The organism is Tundrisphaera lichenicola, from assembly GCF_051175385.1.
GTDB lineage: Bacteria > Planctomycetota > Planctomycetia > Isosphaerales > Isosphaeraceae > Tundrisphaera > Tundrisphaera lichenicola.
Window position 1 is genome coordinate 4,895,572 of sequence record NZ_CP195106.1, and the last position, 16,459, is coordinate 4,912,030.

Sequence of the window (16,459 nt, forward strand, 5' to 3'; positions counted from 1 at the left end):
ACGCGGGGTCCGGTCGTTCGTTTTTCCAATCAAAATCGCCGGAGCCGTTCGGCCATCTCCCGGAACTGGGTCGTCGGGTCGCGATCGGTCTCTGGCCAGACCGTCAGGAAGCCCCGATAGTTGATCTCCTCCAGCGCCCCCAGGTATTCCTCCCAATCGAGGGCTCCCGCCGGGAATCCCATCCCTCGGGGATTGGCGAGCGTGGGGCTCCGGGACGACCGCGAGGCATCATTCGCATAGGCATGTGCGACCCACGCCCCGAGCTCTCGGGTCGCCGCGACGGGGTCGATCCCCTGACGGAGCAGGCTCGACGGGTCGAGGCTGACGCAGAGCGAGGGGATCTCCAACTGGTCGAGGAAGGTGCCCAGGATCCCGCCCGGCTCGGTCCCGGTCTCGATCGCGAACCGGACGCCCCGATGGTCGGCTCGTCGGCCGAGTTCTCGGAGGGCGGTCGTGAAGGCTACGCGACGCGAGGCGTCGTCCTCGGGAGGAAGGCCCCCGACCCTTGCCAGGACCAGCCGGGTGCCCAACTCGTAGGCGAGGCTGAAAGCGCGTTCCGCCCGACTGAGCCGGTCTTCGAGTTGCTCAAGATTGTCGAAAGGTCGGCGAGTCGGGAGGTTCAACGCGATCAGGTCCAGCTCGACCGATCGGAGCATTTGTCGGAACTCGCGCCGTCCGGTCTCGGAGAGTCGGTCGGGAGCCAGGTCGCCCGCGGCGTCGACGATCACACCTCGGGCACCTGCCGATGCGGCCCCTCGGATCTGTTCCTTGATCGGACGCGAGGGGTCGAGCCGGAGCCCCAGCGGAGAACGGATCATCACCAAACCTACCCTTCAGGACCGAGACGATTTGCGGGTTACGCATGCCTTATGTTACGAATTGTAGCGATCGGCGGCCCGGATGACCGGACTATTGCCGAGGATCTCCGCCCGCTCCCGGGAGTTCGACGACTCGTGCCTCCTTCCGGCCCCAAGATTCTCCGCCGACCGATCGACCTTGATCCCGGACGGATGGCCTCCCGGATTGGATCCTGGGAAGGCCCAGCTCTGCTCGAAGGCGGCCCCGGACTTGGTATTCCGGGGCGATGGAGCATACTCGCGGCACGTCCTCGCCGGGTCTTCGAATCGTCGGAAGGCCAGGGCTTTCGATGGTCTGGGGGAAGTCTCGATCTCGGTAGCGATCGCGACGTCCTGGAAGGGCTGGCTGTCATCGCGGCCGAGTATGGACTGGGTGATCCCGGCGATCATCCCGAATCCGACCCTGCTCCATTTCAGGGGGGATTGATCGGTTACCTCGGCTACGACCTGGCTCCGAGCCTCGAAAGACTCCCTCGTCAGGCGGCCCCCGACTCTCGTCTCCCGTCCGTCCGGTTCGGCCTCTACGACACCTTTGTTCTGGTCGACCATCAGAGCGGATCCAGCGAACTCTGGGCGGTCGACCTCCTTGGCGAGGGGCCGGAGCGACTTGAAGAACGGTGGAATCACTGGCGTTCGGACCTGGTTGTCCCCGAACGGAACAGGCCGGTCCCGGTCCTGGGGCCTGCCAGACCCGACCGGGCTCGTCCTGAATACCTCGAAGCCGCCCGAAAGGTACTCGACTACATCCAGGCTGGCGACATTTATCAGGCCAACCTCTCGCAACGCTTCGTGGCTCGGGGACTGGTCGATCCGCTCGGACTCTATCTCAGGCTGAAGGCGATCAGTCCGGCCCCTTTCGCGACGTTCCTGGCCTGGGATGACCTGGCCCTGGTCGGTTCGAGCCCCGAATTGTTCTACCAGTCGGAGTCGGATCGGATCGCGACCCGTCCGATCAAGGGCACTCGCCCCCGATCGCTCGACCCGGAGGAGGACGCGAGGCTTGCCGAAGATCTCGTGTCCAGCATGAAGGATCGGGCCGAACTGACGATGATCGTCGACCTGGAGCGAAACGATCTCGGACGGGTCTGCCAGTTCGGTTCGGTCCGTGTTGCAGAACCTTGGAAGGTGGAAAGCTTCGAGGAGGTTCATCATCTGGTGGCCACGATCGAGGGGCGGCTCCGACCCGGGATCGGTCCTGTCGACGTGATTCGCTCCGTCTTTCCGGGCGGTTCCATCACAGGAGCCCCGAAAATCCGGGCCATGCAGATTATCGATGAGCTGGAGCCGAATCGTCGAAGTGCCTATACCGGGGCGGTCGGCTACCTCAGCCGGGGCGGTCGTGTGGCATTTAATATCGCGATTCGGACAATCCTCGTCGAAGGGGATCGAGTCAGCTTCCAGGTCGGTGGTGGGATCGTGGCCGATTCCGACCCCGAATCGGAATATGCCGAGACCCTCCACAAGGCCCGGGGGATGCTGAGGGCCCTCCAGAACTACCGGGAGGCCCGATGATCTGGTCCGCGGGCGAAATACTGCCAGACGATGGGCTGAAGATCAACGCGGCCGATCGGACGTTCGAGCATGGCCTGGGCCTCTTCGAAACGATGCGGACCTGGGCCCGACGACCGGTCTTCCTGGCTTCTCATCGATCGAGGATGCTGAAATCGGCAAAGCTCCTGCATCTGAGGATCGACCCCAGCCAATTGCCTTCCGAGCAAGATGTTGCTCGGTTGCTGGAAGCTGATGGTGTGGTGGAAGATCAAATTCTCAGGATGACCGCATCGGGGGGAACGGAGTCGGGTTCGACCGTCTGGATGAGATCCAGACCGCTCACAGGATTGCTCACTTCGCCCATCCGACTTGAACTCGGATCCTGGACGATCCATCACGACGATCCCCTCGCCCGGCACAAATCGCTGAATTACTGGGTCCGTCGGATGGCCCTTTTCCATGCAAACACTTTGGGTTTCGACGAAACGCTGGGATTGTCCGAACCTGGCCTTTATTGCGAAGGCAGTATATCGAACTTATTCGTGGTCCAGGATGGTGCGATCCTCACTGCTACGCTGGACAGCCCGATCATTCCGGGCTTGATGAGGGGGTTCGTGCTCGAATTGGCCCGAGAAATCGACCTCTCGACTCTGGAGGTTCCAGGGTTCTTGGGATCATCGATTCGGGCATCCGACGAAGTATTCCTCACGAATTCCGTCCGAGGGATCGTTCCCGTGGCACGAATTGAAGACCAACAATCGGACTTGTTTCGAGAATGGCCCGGAGTCGGTCCCCTGACTCGGTTATTGCAAATCCGGCTGTCGGAGCGACTGCTCCCGGGAGACACCCTGCCATGACCACCGTCAAGGATCTCGCCGACTGGATGGAAGAGTTCGCACCGCGTCGCCTGTCCGAATCATGGGACAATGTCGGGCTGCTCTGGGGTGATCCGGCCTCGGAAGTGTCTCGGGTCATGACCTGCCTGACGGTTTCGCCCCGAACCGCAGACGAGGCGATCGCCGAGAGAGCCGAGGCGATCGTCTCGCACCATCCGGTCCTCTTCAAGGCGGTGAAATCGATCCGCTCCGATCGGTTTAACGACGGTTTTTTATGGCGACTGGCCCGAGCCAATATTGCGATCCTGAGCCCCCATACGGCGTTCGACAATACCATCGGCGGGATCAACGATGGATTGGCCAACCGGATCGGGCTGACGGAGATTGGACCACTCCGACCGGCCCAATCTTCGGGACGGTTCAAGGTTGTCGTATTCGTCCCTAGCAGCGATCGCGAAGAGGTGCGCTCGGCGGCTTTCTCGGCAGGGGCTGGGAAGATCGGGGCCTACGAAGAATGTTCGTTCGGTTCTCCCGGGTTCGGCACCTTCTTTGGAACCGTGGACTCCAACCCGGCAATCGGGCAGTCAGGCCGTCGTGAAGTTGTTCGAGAATGGAAGCTCGAGTTTGTGTGTCCCTCGGAAATTCTGGATCGCGTCCTGTCCAGGATCAGGTCGATCCATCCCTACGAAGAACCCGCGATCGACGCCTATCCCATTCACTCGGATGTTCCATCCGGGCCCGGTGTCGGTCGATTAGGACGATTACCCGAGCCAGAACCACTGGCAGACTTCGCCATCCGGGTGGCTCTCTGTCTCAAGTCGGATACGACCCAGTACGTGGGCGATCCCGAACGATTGATTCGGCGAGTCGCCCTTTGTTGCGGGGCGGGAGATGACTTCCTGGGAGACGCCGCGCGACTCGGAGCCGATGTCCTGCTGACCGGGGAAGCCCGGTACCATCGGGCGGTCGAGGCGGAGTCCATGGGCATCGGACTGGTCGTGGCCGGACATCATTCCACCGAACGGCCAGGTGTCGAGGATCTCTCCCGCCGGGTCGCGGGACGATTTCCTGATCTAGTTGCCTGGGCGAGCCGGATAGAATCCGACCCGCTCCGGCCGACGAAGATCCCTTCCTGAACGCCCGGAAATGGGCGAACCTACGGTGAAGGAAGCCTGTCTCGTGAGGCAGGTCGGCGAGATGTTCGAAAAAAGAACCCCCCGGATCGGGGGGGGGGGAATGGTTCTGGGCTTTTCGATCGTCCATCCAATCCGGTCGACCGAACGGATCGAATCCGAGACATGAATGCTTTCACTCTCAGGAACTGGCCGCGACCGGCTCGGTCGAGTCGCCCGGTCCACCCTTGCCGCCTCGAGTGGCGGGAACGGCCAGGTAGGTCTGGTGCTCCCATTGTCCGGCCCAGGCCAGACCGGCCCATCGCTGGAGCGAGATCGCCTTGACGGTGGGACGATCCTCATCGCGAATCACTTCGCCCCAAGCCCCGGTGTAGGCGGCTCGCACTTGCGCCGAGGTCCCACCGTAGCAAAGGAGACGCTCGCCACTCGGGGCAAGGCAGGCGATGGCCCGCCAGTCTTGTGCCCCTGTTGATTCGCTTATGCTCATGGTTGTCAATGCCCTCGCCCGTCGGTCTTAAACAATTACGGCTTGGATCACCGTATTCGATTCGATCTAGAAATCGCGACGGGACTTTGAGTTAAGTTGAGATTCAAGCGAAAGTACGTAAAGGAGAGAGATCATTCGATAAGTAGGCCCATGACCTCGAGTCGGAGGCCAATTCGATGAATGATCTCTCAGTAAAGCCTACGCCGCAGGGTTCCGGACGGCAACCTACCTCGCCTAGGGCAAAGGATTCCCGAGATCGTTTCGGGTCCTAACAATAGGCAGAGAGAGAGGGTGGTGGGGGAAACCAGCGGAGACCCAATTCAGGCTGACTCTGCTAACGCTCAAGAGCGTCAATTGACAATCTATGCCCGAACGAGAGTATTCTACCGCCGGGGCATCCTCAGGGCGAATAAATAATCGCAAAAAGATTCCAAATCATTTTCTAGACGCGACTTGAGATCCATCTGTTCATCGAGCCATTCGGAGCAAAACCTTGCCTCGACGGCTGACGACTTCGGATGCTCGGGCGGCATCGGCGATCGCATCGAGCGAGAAGACCGGCCCCGGTTCGGTGGCCAGTATGCCCTTGCGGATCAGGTCGGAGATTTCCCGGAATAGCATGACCATCGCGATCTTATTCCGGGCAGCGGCCCAGTGCCCCAGGTAGAATCCTTCGAGGACTCGACGACCGGCGATCATCTTCCGAGGGTCGATACTGAGCTGGGATTGAGAGAGCGTCCCGTAGACGAGCATCCGGCCGTCTGTTGCCAGGGAATCGAAGAGACCTGTCCCGGTCTCGCCCCCGACCGGGTCGATGGCATGGAGGACCCCTTCTCCACCGACGATGGCCCGGACCTGCTCGTCGATTGGCCCGTCGGTCGAGACGATGACGGCATCGGCACCCAGTGCTTTCAGCTCGGCGACCGCCTCGTGGCGACGGACGACGTTGATCGTCCGGAATCCGTCGTGCTGGCCGAGTTTGATGATCATCCGGCCCAGGGTCGATCCGGCGGCCGACTGGAGCAACCATGCTCCTTTCGGGACCTTCAACACATGACGGACCATCGCCAGGACTGTCGCTGGATTGACGAAGAAAGAGGCCACCTGTTCATCCGGCAGATCCGAGGAGACCGGGACCACTCGGAGCGCCGGTATGATCGTCTTCTCGGCCCAATTCCCCCCACCCTGGCTGAGGACGGCGACCCGTCGACCCACCAGGGCCTTTCCCACCAGGCCAGAGCCCGCCTTCTCGACGACTCCCACTCCTTCATATCCGGGAGTAAAAGGGAGTTCGGGGCGGACCCCATAAAGGCCACGGATGGTCAGAATATCCGACGGATTGATCGGGCTGGCGATCATCCGGACCCGGATTTCTCCCGGGCCGGGTTCGGGATCGGGGAACTCGACCGCCTTGAGGACCTCGGACGGCTCGCCGAACTGCTCGAAGCGGATGGCCTTCATGCGATCGTGCTTCCTGGGTTTCCGAGGCTGGAATGGAGGCCGGGTGAACGTCGGCGACCGGGTCGGTTATCATAAAGACTCAGGATCGAGGGCGGAACCACAAAAGTGACCGTCCGCAGGCCCGTCCAGGATTTGAATATCATGCCCATCGACCCGCTTGTGACAACCGAGTGGCTTCAGGAACATCTGGGCGATCCTTCCGTGCGGGTCGTGGATATCCGTGGATACGTCGCAACCCGCCCGGTCGCTCCAGGGGTCGAGGAGGCCACATATCGCGGAGCACCCGAGGAATATGCTGCCGGCCATATCCCTGGCGCGGTCTTTGTTGACTGGACCCGGGATATCGTCGATCCCAACGATCCCGTACCCGCGCAGATCTCCAGCCCCGAGGATTTCGCCCGAGCGATGAGCAAACGAGGCGTGGGAGACGAGACTCATGTGATTGCCGTCGATCACATGGGGGGACAGTTTGCGACGCGACTCTGGTGGGCATTGACTTATTATGGCCACGATCGCGTGAGTGTCCTCGATGGCGGTTGGAATCGGTGGGTCGAGGAGGAACGACCGATCGAGTCGAGCCCGATCGCTCCGATGCCGAGGATTTTCACGGCGAAGCCTCGTCCGGACCTGCGTCTCACCGCCGAACAACTCGCTTCAAGACTGGGCGAGCAGGAACTTCAACTCCTCGACGCTCGAGATTCGGGGCAGTTCACCGGGACTCGTCGTCGAGGCGCCCGGGGTGGACACATTCCGGGAGCGAGAAACCTCCCTCGGGAACTCTTCTTTGCCGAGGGGGGTGGGTTTCGTCCGCTCGATCAGATTCGCAAGACGGTCGAGGAATTCGGCCTTCGACCCGATCAGCCGACGGTCGCCTATTGCAATGGAGGGGTCGCGGCCACGGTCGGATTGTTCCATCTGGCCAGGCTCGGGTTCACCCGGATCGCTAACTATGACGGTTCGTGGAATGAATGGGGGGAGCGAACTGACCTACCCGTGGAATAATCCGGGACGAAGCTCCTTGCCAGGGTGATCGGGATTGGGCACACTTCCCGAAGTCCCGGAGCGACCGCCCGGGGCCATTCCCTGTCACGTCGGTCGTAGTCTTCAGAAGAAGGAGATGCCGATCATGGGAGACAAGGCTCCGAAGGACAAGCAGAAGCAGAAGAAGATCGCCGACACGAAGAAGTCGAGCTCGGTCAAGCCGATCCAGGCCGCACCCGCCGCCCCTGCCAAGCCTGGCAAGAAGTGACCGTCTCAGGCTGAACTCGGAGCGGTCGGCCGGCACCAAGACGGCCGACCGCTTTAGACTCGGCGAGGATCGCGGCCCGACCCCAGGTTCTCCTGGGCTTCGCGGAGGCTGCGGGTCGACAATTCGATGGCGAATGGATGGGAAGGGACCGCGTGCTGAGGGTCGGAAAGTTGCCGGGCGAGAGCCTGGGCCTTCCGGGCCAGCTGGGGGTCGCCGGCGCCGAACCAAAATGCGGCCATCCAGAGGAGCATCCGCCGGTAGTGCTCGATCCGATCGACCAGCCGGTGTTCAAACAAGTAGCGGTAGGCACCGGCATCGCGTCGAGGGTCGGGCTCGGCGTCGATCGACCGGAGCGCAATCTCCTCGGCAATGTCGAAGGTCAGCGAGGAGCCGTCGACCCATTCGGGACAAGCCTTGAGGATCTCGCTCGATGCTTCGGTCATCTTGGCCAGGGATTGCTCGACGAGGGTGTCATCTTCGTACAGGCTGGCGAATGGACGGGAGCGGAATTCCGGACCGGCGGTCCGTTCGATCCAGTATCGGAGCGCCGGGTTGGTCTCGGAGCCACAAAGCATCAAAGAAGCGGCCAGGAGCCCGGTCGCCAGTTGGGGGGTATCTTCGACGAAGTCGCGATCACGGTTGGTCGTGAATTCCTGGAAGACCTCCGAAGCACCAGTCGGGTCGTCACTTACAAGTCCCAGGACGTTGATGATCCCCTTCCAGATGTCACATGTGAAAGAAGCGACGATCCAGCGTCCTCGGTCCCTGGATGCCAGGACGATCGAGCCTCGACCATTTCCGTCTAGGGCCGTCACCAGGCTGCCGACCAGTTCTGGTCGAGCTCGATCGGGTCGATTGAGTGCCCGGTCGATTGCCGCGTATGCGTCGGTGCCGAGCAATCGTCGGGCTCGATCGCGAATCTCGGGGTCCGGATGGTCGTGAGCGATCTCCGCCCAGGCCGTTCGGTGTTCGGCATCGTCTCGCGCCACTAGAGTCCGGCAGGCCGATTGACGCATGGAAGGCTCATGCGAGAAGGTCAGGATCCGAAGGAAGGCGACAACGCCCGGTCCGGTGGGGTAATCCGCGAGGCCTTCGATGATCGAGGCTCTCACCTCGGGTTCGACCGAGCCGAGTCCCTGGAGCGCGACCCAGGACCCTTCCGGCTCTTCTTCGAGCTGGTGTACTAGCATTCCCAACGCGTCGTCGTCGTCGAGGGATTCATTCAAATCTTCCCAACGCTCGGCAAGAAGCGGAAAGTCGTTCAGCACGTCATTCGCCTCCAGGAGCGCGAGTGCTTCCCAGACTCGCTCGGGCGGCAGATCCGGCTGAGTTTCCAGCGCGATGGCCAACGCTCGGAGGAGATCCGGAGTCGCGTACGCCTCGACGACTCGAAGGATCGTCTCGCCATCGGCTCCCCCGAGCTGTATGAGTCGGGAGCGAACCGTCTCGCGGAGTCGGTCTACCGGAAACTTCTCGACCAGGCGGGCGAGCTGCCCCTCGCGTTGGTCTTCGTCCCATTCGCGGTGATCGCGGACTGCGTCGAGCATGGATTCCGGAGAATCTGCCTGTTCGCCCTCGGTCGATGGCACGTCCATGTCCGTCCTCGGAGTCTGCGGTCGGCCTTCGATCAATCCGGTGCTAAGATTGACAAACCTATCCGGTCGCTTCAAGCTCGATTGCCCACGAAACCAGCTTCGCTTTGCGATCCAGTGAAAGTTCAGCGGGGCTGCTCCCGGATTACTCCGATTGGGGACTATCGATCGAATCTCGATCCTTGCTCGAGCCGGACCAGGACAGGTCGATTTCAGTCTCAAGCGTCGCTAGCTCGGAGAGTTCCGGATCGATCTCCGTCAGAAATCGGCTCGGGCGCGTGATCAACGTCGGCCCTCGTCCACCTCGGGGTAGCGTCAGTGGATAGGTGAGGTAGAGCTCATCCATCGCTCGGGTCACCGCAACATAGAAGATCCGTCGTTCTTCTTCCTCGCCTCCGGGTTCTGCCAGGGCGCGGGCTCCTGGGAAACCGTCTTCGATCAATCGAGGGACGAAGACGCGAGACCATTCCAACCCCTTGGCCTGGTGGATTGTGCTCAGGATGAGGTGATCGGTCGAGTCCTCGGTACCCAGTGTATCCACGCCGTAGACGTCGCCGGCCAGCATCAGATCGGCGATCAGTCGGTCCAGGCTATCGTAGCGAGAGGCGAGGATCGAGAGTTGCTCGATGTCCGCGATCCTGTTGTCCGGACGTTCGTAACGGGTCTTGACCGTATCGGGATACCCTCCCTGAAGGATAGCGCCGATCGCAGCGGCTGGGTTCGACTCGGGTTTGACGGCCTCAATCTTTCGGAGATCGGCCACGAATCCGGCGAAGAATCCCTTGCTTTTGGGGGGAAGCAGGGCCATTGACCCTGGCGTCGCCAGGGCCTGGAGAGGGTCGGACGATGCGATGAGATGGCCACAAAGGGCGGCGGCCTTGGCCGGGCCGATTCCGGGCAGGAGCAGAAGGAGGCGCCTCCAGGCGGGCTCGTCTCGGGGATTGACCAGGACCCGGCAATGGGCCAGGACATCCTTGATGTGTGCCTGCTCGAAGAAGCGAAGTCCGCTTCGAACCGTGTAGGGTATGCCTCGACTCACCAGATCCGCCTGAATCAAGATGCTATCGTGATGGTTCCGGTAGAGGACCGCCATCTGGCCGAGCGGAACTCCCTGGTCCCTGAGTTCGAGGATTTGCTGCCCGAGATATTCCGCCTCCTCGTGGCCATCGGCCGCCGGGACTACCAGGGGAAGCTCCCCTTTTCCGCGGGCGGATACGAGGGTCTTGGGAAACCCCGAGGCGTTCCGGGCGATCGAGGCATTGGTAAATGCGACGATCTCGGGAGTCGACCGATAGTTTGTCTCGAGTCGATAGATCGCGGTTCCGGGGTTACGATCGGGGAACTTGAGGATATTGTCATAGTTCGCCCCCCGGAACCGGTAGATCGACTGGGCGTCGTCCCCGACCGCCGTCAGATTCTTCGAGCCCTCTCGGGCGAGGGTCTCGACCACCCTCGCTTGAATGAGATTCGTGTCCTGGGTCTCATCAACCAGGATGTGTCGGAACATCCTCGATTGCAGGGATCTCTGTTCGGGGTAGTTCTCGATGAGGTTGGCCCACTGACCGAGGAGGTCGTCGTAATCCATGCAATTGGCCGATTTCTTGCGACGAGCATAGGCTTCGAGGGTTCCCTGGAGCTGGGGCAGCCACTCGGCCCACTCGGGATTCCGCTCCACTGCGATCTCGGCCAGGGGTCTCTGCACATTGAAGGCGAAGCTGATGGCTTGCTGGACCCGGGCAGGCTTGGGGATCAATTTGCCCGATCCGGTGAGACCGGCGTCCTCCATGGCCAGTCGGACGAGGTCGAGCTGGTCTTCGCTGTCGAGGATCGTGAAATTTGGTCCGAATCCGAGGACCCCGGCCGATTTTCTCAGCAAGCGATTCCCTATGTGGTGAAATGTCCCGGCCCAGATCTGGGATGCTCTAGGACCGATTAGAGTCTCTAGCCGACCGACCATCTCGCGAGCCGCCCGCCTGGTGAATGTCACCAAGAGAATCGAATCGGCCGGGACACCTCGGGCAATTAAGTAAGCGACCCGGTAGGTGATGACTCTCGTTTTTCCCGAGCCAGGCCCAGCCAGAATCAGGTTGTAACCATCAGGGGCCGTAGCCGCGGCGTGTTGTGCCGAGTTCAACTCGGCCGCGAAAAGGGCGGCCAGTTGCTCGTTCGCCGATTTCTGAAGGCGAATCTTACGCATAACGGTGTGCTCGTCGCTCGGCGATTCATTTGGCCTTTCGCGATCCCCGGAGACCATTATAGTTAACCGCCGGTCCGGAGACCGAACTTCATCCGATTTCGCGCGATTTGTTCGCGAAGGCTCGGAATAATCGTCGATCGAGCGATCGCAAGTTACCTTCCGCTGCTTGCTTGCCTCGGACCGAGGAGGGCCGGAGAATGTCGACCATGGAGGAAAATCTCGCCACCCACATCATCCGCGAGCCAAGCGTCCGGCTGGTCGGTCGCCTGACGATTGACGAGGGGGAACTTTCGGCGTTCCTGGAGGATGAGGGTGTTGAGTCCTGGAAAACCGACACCGAACTGGCGGCCCAGAAGCTTGTCGAGGTCGCGGGGCGGCTCTGCTACAAGAGTTACGCCAAGCCCCGGCCTGGTGGGAATGCTTCTTACCTCAATCATATCCTGGAGGTCGGACACGGCTCGGTGATCGAGCATGCGGTATACAACTTCATCATCACGGGGGTCAGCCGGTCGTTCACTCACGAACTGGTCCGACATCGGGCCGGGTGGGCCTATAGCCAACGATCACAGCGGTTTGTCGACGAGAAAGATTGCTCATTCGTCGAGCCCGAGCCGATCGCGCAGGATCCTGAACTTCACCAGATCTGGCTTGAGGCGGTCACCAACGCCCACCAAGCTTATGCCCGGCTGGCCGAGGGTCTAGCCTCGAAGTTCTCGACGATCGAAGACAAGACCTTGCGCAGGAAGAAAGCACGCGAGGCCGCGCGGAGCGTCCTTCCCAACGCAACGGAGACGCAAATCTTCGTCACGGCCAATGCTCGAGCCCTCCGGCACTTCATCGAGGCTCGCGGAGATGAGCATGCCGATGCCGAGATTCGAAAAGTTGCCATCGCGATGCTCAAAATCCTCCAGGTTGAGAGCCCGAATCTATTCGGCGATTACGCGATGGTCGACCTTCCCGGAGGAGAGATTGCCGCGCAGACGCCCCATCGAAAGGTCTGATTGCTCGATGGTTTGCGTGACCTACTCGGGAGTTGGCGATCGTATTGGCAGGGTCGATCCATGCCGGTAGGTGCTGTCGAAACGATTCGGTAGCGGTGAGGCCGTCGCGAATGATCGATGATCCGGCGTGATCGGTCCAACGCTCATGAGTGAAACGGGATGAGGCCTGGCTCGGGATTGGTGTAGGTCCGAGCCTCGACTCGTCTTCTTGATGAGGAAAATAAATCCCTGCAATGTGGCATGGACTTGGACGCATTATTTCGTTAATTTGACACCTAGGATCCACGAAGCCCTTCCGAATCTTCTCTCGCGATTTCCGATATAACTGTGGGTTGGGGCGGGATGTACGACGTCACCACCCTCGATCCCCCTTGTGCGGATTCTCGCCAGTCAGGGCTCTCCCCTCCCCTGGCCCTCCGGTTGGTTTCCCCAATCCTTCACGCCTGAATCGACCACTCCCGAGCGATCGTCATGAGCACGGCCGAACGAACGCATTCCGGCGTCCTGGAAATGCATCCTAAAGGGTATGGATACCTAAGGGATCCGGCCCGCAATTTTAAAATCAATACAAGTGATGTTTATGTGGGTTCTCCCCTACTTTCGCGGTTTCAGCTCCGCCAGGGCGTAAAGTTAACGGGCCTCGTCGACGAGCCGCGGCGGGGCGAAGGGCTCCGTCTCTCGGAACTGATCGAGATCGAGGGGAGGACCCCCGAGCAATATCTCGGGCTCCGCGGTTTCGACGATCTCACCGTGATCGACCCTCACGAGGTGATCCGACTGGAAACCGGGCCGGAACCGCTCGGGATGCGGATCATGGACCTGCTCACTCCCATCGGCAAGGGTCAGCGGGGTCTGATCGTGGCACCGCCCCGGTCGGGAAAGACGATCCTCCTCCAGCAGATGGCCGCCGCCGTCGCCAAAAACCATCCCGAGATCCACCTGATCGTACTCCTGATCGACGAGCGTCCCGAGGAAGTGACGGATATGCGTCGGAGCGTCCGGGGAGAGGTCATCGCCTCCTCCTCCGATCACGCCATCGAGGAGCACATTCGACTGGCCCAACTCACGGTGGACCGGGCCAAGCGCATCGCCGAGAGTGGGGGGCAGGTCCTCATCCTCCTGGATAGCCTGACCCGACTGGCCCGCGCTTACAATAAGGGATCGAACTCCGGAAGGACGATGTCCGGCGGGATGGATATCAAGGCGCTCGACGTCCCCAAACGACTCTTCGGCGCCGCCCGAACCTTCGAGGAGGGGGGCTCCCTGACCGTCCTGGCGACTTGCTTGATCGAGACCGGAAGCCGCATGGACGACCTGATCTTTCAGGAGTTCAAGGGCACCGGCAACATGGAGTGCGTCCTCGATCGTCGCCTTGCCGAGCGAAGGATCTGGCCGGCGATCGATATCCAGCAGTCCGGGACGCGGAAGGAAGAGCGACTGCTTACTCCTGAGACGCTCGATCGCGTGACGCTGCTTCGCAGGACCCTGGCCGGGATGAAGCCGATGGAGGCCATGGAAGGTCTGGTCAAGCAGCTCGGCAAGTGTGCGAGCAACGCCGAATTCCTCGACAAGATCGGCCAGTCGAGGAAGTAATTGCTTTCAGGGGATCGGTTGAAGCTGGATCTTACGGAACTGCACGGGCTCGCCCTCGGATTGCCAGCCGATCGCCCCTGCTTCGGGTCGAGATTCAAGTCCTCGCGAGACTTCGATTCCATTCAGGATGCACGAGATTGAACCGGACTTGGCGGTGACCTCGACCCGGTTCCACTGGCCGACCGGAAGGATCGCCCTCGATTGCGCCTCGGGAGCAACAACCCCGACGAATCGCGAGTCTCCCATGCCAAAGAGGGCTCCGGCATCGACCTGAGCGAGCTGGACCTGAGTACAATCAGGCCAGACCTTGTGGGGTTTTCTCACGTGAATGAGGAGCCCGGAATTTCCGCGAAATCCTGCATCCGCTCCTTTTGCCTCCGGTCGCTCGTAACGCCACTCGAAGCTCAGAATGAAATTCCGATAAGGTTGCTTCGTGGCGAAATAGCCGAGCGGCTTTCCAGTTAGTCGAACGATGCCATCCCTGATCGAGATCGAATCGGGTCCGAGGCCGACGAGTTCGAACTGAGTCGGATCCGATCCCCGCACGATCGATATGGTCTCCGGGTCATCCGACGGTGCGAAAAGGACGATCGTGAGGGCAAAAGAGACAAAGTTCTTCATCATGGTTACTCCCGGTGCCGACGAAGAATTCAGTCTTATAACGTGATCGATCGGCGTTTCCATCCGCGCGTAGCCTCTGAAGGCAAGCTTCGATCTCGGGCACGTACGATCCAAGTGGGCGTTTCAGCCCCTCTTGTCCCTGATCCGATCGACCGTTACGCTGAGTTAGTGGCTTGCATAATCATCGTCGACTGCCGGTCGGCATCGCTTGAGGCCCCGTGTTCTTCCGGGAGCGAACGAATGGCCAAACCTGACGAGCCTGGTCGCCCCGAGCCATCGACACCCGGTTATTTGCCACGACTCTGGAAGGCTGAAATAGAACCTACTCCAGAGCGCGAAGGGAAACGACGTGGTCAGGAGGATCGATCCGAAACTGCGGACGAATCTCTCAGCGTACCCAAGAAGAAAAAGAAGAAGAAGCCCGAGCGTGAATCCGGCATCGTTTCCAGTAAACTCGAGGAAACGCCCGCTCTCGACACCTACGAGGCTCGACAAAAGGCCCGATGGATTATTGGCGGGGTTGTAACCTCCTTCGGTTTGTTGGGCCTGATCCTGAGTTTGAGGGCATTTCGAGGAGGAGATTCCGAACGTCCTCCCGATGATCTAGAGCCGAGGATCATTAACGATGGTCGAGCCTCAGCTGAGGTCGAGGCGAGAAACATCGTCGAGAATGCCCGGCAGGCTGATAAGGCCGGTAAGTCGACGGTCGCGTTGGAATTGCTTCAAAAGGTAGCCAAGAACTACCCGGGGACGAACGCGTCGCGGGTGGCCATGAGTGCCATCGATCGCCATCGTAACAATCGACCCCTCTTCGGCACCGATCTTCCCGAGCAAGCCTCCGGGCCTAAACCTCCTCCACCGGGTCAAGGTTCCGCTACCGCGCCTGCCCCTGTTGTCAGCGCGGTGCCCGAACTGGCCTTGCCAGCGGTCCCTTCGGCTACGGGGTCCGGCGAGCCTCGAATTGTGGTTGCTCCCTCCCCTGCGCCCGTGATCGTGAAGCTACTTCCGTCGGGCTTTCGCGAGAAACCAGACACGACAATTCACGAGTCGGGCTGGCCGATGCGGATCATCTCCGATCGTGATGGCGCGGAAATGGTGCTCGTAACCGGCGGGTCATTCGTGATGGGTCGCGAGGATGGCGAACCGACGGAACGACCATCCCATCGAGTCGCCGTCTCAACCTATTACATCGACCTCCATGAGGTCACCGTCCGCCAGTTCATGATGTTCCTTCGCGAGACGGGAAGGCCCCTCGACGCTGCCAAATTGATCCCCAGCGAGTCGGATGACCGACCCGCCTCGGAGGACCTTCCTGCCGTCAATGTGAGTGCCCAGCAAGCCAAGGCCTACTGCAACTGGGCACGCAAGCGGCTCCCGACCGAGGCTCAATGGGAGTATGCAGCCCGATCGGGCGACGGGCGAATCTCTTACTGGAACGGCGAACTACCCCGAAAAGACCCTGAAAGTGGCTCGAGATCGGTCGAGCCTGTCATGACGCTCCCATCGGACCTTTCACCCTTCGGGGCCTACGACATGGCGGCGAATGCGTGGGAGTGGACGGGAGAATATTGGGATTCGCAATACTATCAGCAATTCCGGAATCCCGTCATCGATCCGACGGGTCCTCGTCAGAGCCGCTCCCGCCCGGCCCAGGCGACCGTGAAAGGAGGATCGAAGTCTGGGATACTGACCTGGCGCGAAGGACAGAAACTGGAAACTCGATTGCCCTTCCTCGGATTTCGCGGAGCCTTGCCCGTCGAAGGTGCGCCAGTGGCCCCTCCCACCTCACCCAACAATCCCTCCTCCGCCGATCCGAATCTTCCCGGTGGAGTGGTGCCGTTCTAAACGTCAGACTTTGTGAGAGAGGCCATTCTCCGGGTCTACTGGCGTTCCACTATCTCAGACATCCGCTCGTCCTATCCAGCAAACGAGGCCGGTGAA

General features: G+C 60.9%; 14 protein-coding genes. 8 read left to right on the forward strand and 6 right to left on the reverse strand.

The window, feature by feature from the left end; genetic code table 11:
• Positions 1-29: 29 nt before the first annotated feature.
• The gene (locus P12x_RS19210) at positions 30-818 is read right to left on the reverse strand and encodes a sugar phosphate isomerase/epimerase family protein (RefSeq protein WP_435006218.1); all 789 of its coding nucleotides are present in this window, start codon (positions 816-818) and stop codon (positions 30-32) included.
• 135 nt (positions 819-953) lie between these two features.
• Between P12x_RS19210 and pabB the strand changes: the two genes are divergently transcribed.
• The 3 genes from pabB to P12x_RS19225 are packed head-to-tail and all read left to right on the forward strand — an operon-like array spanning position 954 to position 4,320.
• A complete protein-coding gene (gene pabB, locus P12x_RS19215) occupies positions 954-2,369 on the forward strand; it encodes an aminodeoxychorismate synthase component I (RefSeq protein WP_435006219.1) in 1,416 nt (471 codons plus the stop codon).
• Entirely contained in the window at positions 2,366-3,205 is an 840-nt protein-coding gene (locus P12x_RS19220; RefSeq protein ID WP_435006220.1) for an aminotransferase class IV, read from the forward strand. The genes pabB and P12x_RS19220 overlap by 4 nt, the downstream gene beginning before the upstream one ends.
• Positions 3,202-4,320 carry a Nif3-like dinuclear metal center hexameric protein gene (locus tag P12x_RS19225; protein ID WP_435006222.1) on the forward strand — a complete coding sequence of 373 codons (1,119 nt, stop codon included), beginning with the start codon at positions 3,202-3,204 and terminating at the stop codon, positions 4,318-4,320. The genes P12x_RS19220 and P12x_RS19225 overlap by 4 nt, the downstream gene beginning before the upstream one ends.
• A 178-nt stretch (positions 4,321-4,498) precedes the next feature.
• Here the strand turns inward: P12x_RS19225 and P12x_RS19230 are convergent, their stop codons facing one another.
• Positions 4,499-4,804 carry a hypothetical protein gene (locus P12x_RS19230; protein ID WP_435006224.1) on the reverse strand — a complete coding sequence of 102 codons (306 nt, stop codon included), beginning with the start codon at positions 4,802-4,804 and terminating at the stop codon, positions 4,499-4,501.
• A gap of 468 nt (positions 4,805-5,272) precedes the next feature.
• Positions 5,273-6,265 carry a zinc-dependent alcohol dehydrogenase family protein gene (locus tag P12x_RS19235; RefSeq protein WP_435006225.1) on the reverse strand — a complete coding sequence of 331 codons (993 nt, stop codon included), beginning with the start codon at positions 6,263-6,265 and terminating at the stop codon, positions 5,273-5,275.
• Between the two features lie 141 nt (positions 6,266-6,406).
• Here P12x_RS19235 and P12x_RS19240 point away from each other — a divergent pair, with 141 nt between their 5' ends.
• Together P12x_RS19240 and P12x_RS19245 are read left to right on the forward strand one after the other, a co-directional pair.
• The gene (locus tag P12x_RS19240; RefSeq protein WP_435006226.1) at positions 6,407-7,267 is read left to right on the forward strand and encodes a sulfurtransferase; all 861 of its coding nucleotides are present in this window, start codon (positions 6,407-6,409) and stop codon (positions 7,265-7,267) included.
• A gap of 124 nt (positions 7,268-7,391) precedes the next feature.
• Positions 7,392-7,514 (forward strand): hypothetical protein, encoded by a 123-nt coding sequence (locus P12x_RS19245; RefSeq protein WP_435006228.1) that lies wholly within the window; start codon positions 7,392-7,394, stop codon positions 7,512-7,514.
• Between the two features lie 53 nt (positions 7,515-7,567).
• On the opposite strand, the gene P12x_RS19250 is transcribed toward P12x_RS19245, so the two are convergent.
• Entirely contained in the window at positions 7,568-9,109 is a 1,542-nt protein-coding gene (locus P12x_RS19250) for a HEAT repeat domain-containing protein (protein WP_435006230.1), read from the reverse strand.
• A gap of 142 nt (positions 9,110-9,251) precedes the next feature.
• On the reverse strand, positions 9,252-11,303 hold the full coding sequence (locus P12x_RS19255) for an ATP-dependent helicase (RefSeq protein WP_435006232.1): 2,052 nt from the start codon (positions 11,301-11,303) through the stop codon (positions 9,252-9,254).
• A gap of 197 nt (positions 11,304-11,500) precedes the next feature.
• On the opposite strand from P12x_RS19255, the gene thyX reads away from it, so the two are divergent.
• Together thyX and rho are read left to right on the forward strand one after the other, a co-directional pair.
• Positions 11,501-12,304 carry an FAD-dependent thymidylate synthase gene (thyX, locus tag P12x_RS19260; RefSeq protein WP_435006234.1) on the forward strand — a complete coding sequence of 268 codons (804 nt, stop codon included), beginning with the start codon at positions 11,501-11,503 and terminating at the stop codon, positions 12,302-12,304.
• A 471-nt stretch (positions 12,305-12,775) separates the two neighbouring features.
• Complete coding sequence (rho, locus tag P12x_RS19265) at positions 12,776-13,897, forward strand: transcription termination factor Rho (RefSeq protein WP_435006236.1); 1,122 nt, start codon at positions 12,776-12,778, stop codon at positions 13,895-13,897.
• A gap of 6 nt (positions 13,898-13,903) precedes the next feature.
• Here rho and P12x_RS19270 read toward each other — a convergent pair whose 3' ends face one another.
• Positions 13,904-14,581 (reverse strand): 3-keto-disaccharide hydrolase, encoded by a 678-nt coding sequence (locus P12x_RS19270; RefSeq protein WP_435006238.1) that lies wholly within the window; start codon positions 14,579-14,581, stop codon positions 13,904-13,906.
• 996 nt (positions 14,582-15,577) lie between these two features.
• Between P12x_RS19270 and P12x_RS19275 the strand changes: the two genes are divergently transcribed.
• Positions 15,578-16,363 carry a formylglycine-generating enzyme family protein gene (locus tag P12x_RS19275; RefSeq protein WP_435006239.1) on the forward strand — a complete coding sequence of 262 codons (786 nt, stop codon included), beginning with the start codon at positions 15,578-15,580 and terminating at the stop codon, positions 16,361-16,363.
• Positions 16,364-16,459: the final 96 nt, after the last annotated feature.

Bases quoted from the DNA above. Each gene is read 5' to 3' on its own strand.
- P12x_RS19210 (WP_435006218.1), bottom strand. From the start codon at position 818: ATGATCCGTTCTCCGCTGGGGCTCCGGCTCGACCCCTCGCGTCCGATC.
- P12x_RS19220 (WP_435006220.1), top strand. From the start codon at position 2,366: ATGATCTGGTCCGCGGGCGAAATACTGCCAGACGATGGGCTGAAGATC.
- P12x_RS19225 (WP_435006222.1), top strand. From the start codon at position 3,202: ATGACCACCGTCAAGGATCTCGCCGACTGGATGGAAGAGTTCGCACCG.
- P12x_RS19230 (WP_435006224.1), bottom strand. From the start codon at position 4,804: ATGAGCATAAGCGAATCAACAGGGGCACAAGACTGGCGGGCCATCGCC.
- P12x_RS19235 (WP_435006225.1), bottom strand. From the start codon at position 6,265: ATGAAGGCCATCCGCTTCGAGCAGTTCGGCGAGCCGTCCGAGGTCCTC.
- P12x_RS19240 (WP_435006226.1), top strand. From the start codon at position 6,407: ATGCCCATCGACCCGCTTGTGACAACCGAGTGGCTTCAGGAACATCTG.
- P12x_RS19245 (WP_435006228.1), top strand. From the start codon at position 7,392: ATGGGAGACAAGGCTCCGAAGGACAAGCAGAAGCAGAAGAAGATCGCC.
- P12x_RS19250 (WP_435006230.1), bottom strand. From the start codon at position 9,109: ATGGACGTGCCATCGACCGAGGGCGAACAGGCAGATTCTCCGGAATCC.
- P12x_RS19255 (WP_435006232.1), bottom strand. From the start codon at position 11,303: ATGCGTAAGATTCGCCTTCAGAAATCGGCGAACGAGCAACTGGCCGCC.
- thyX (WP_435006234.1), top strand. From the start codon at position 11,501: ATGTCGACCATGGAGGAAAATCTCGCCACCCACATCATCCGCGAGCCA.
- rho (WP_435006236.1), top strand. From the start codon at position 12,776: ATGAGCACGGCCGAACGAACGCATTCCGGCGTCCTGGAAATGCATCCT.
- P12x_RS19270 (WP_435006238.1), bottom strand. From the start codon at position 14,581: ATGGAAACGCCGATCGATCACGTTATAAGACTGAATTCTTCGTCGGCA.
- P12x_RS19275 (WP_435006239.1), top strand. From the start codon at position 15,578: ATGCGGATCATCTCCGATCGTGATGGCGCGGAAATGGTGCTCGTAACC.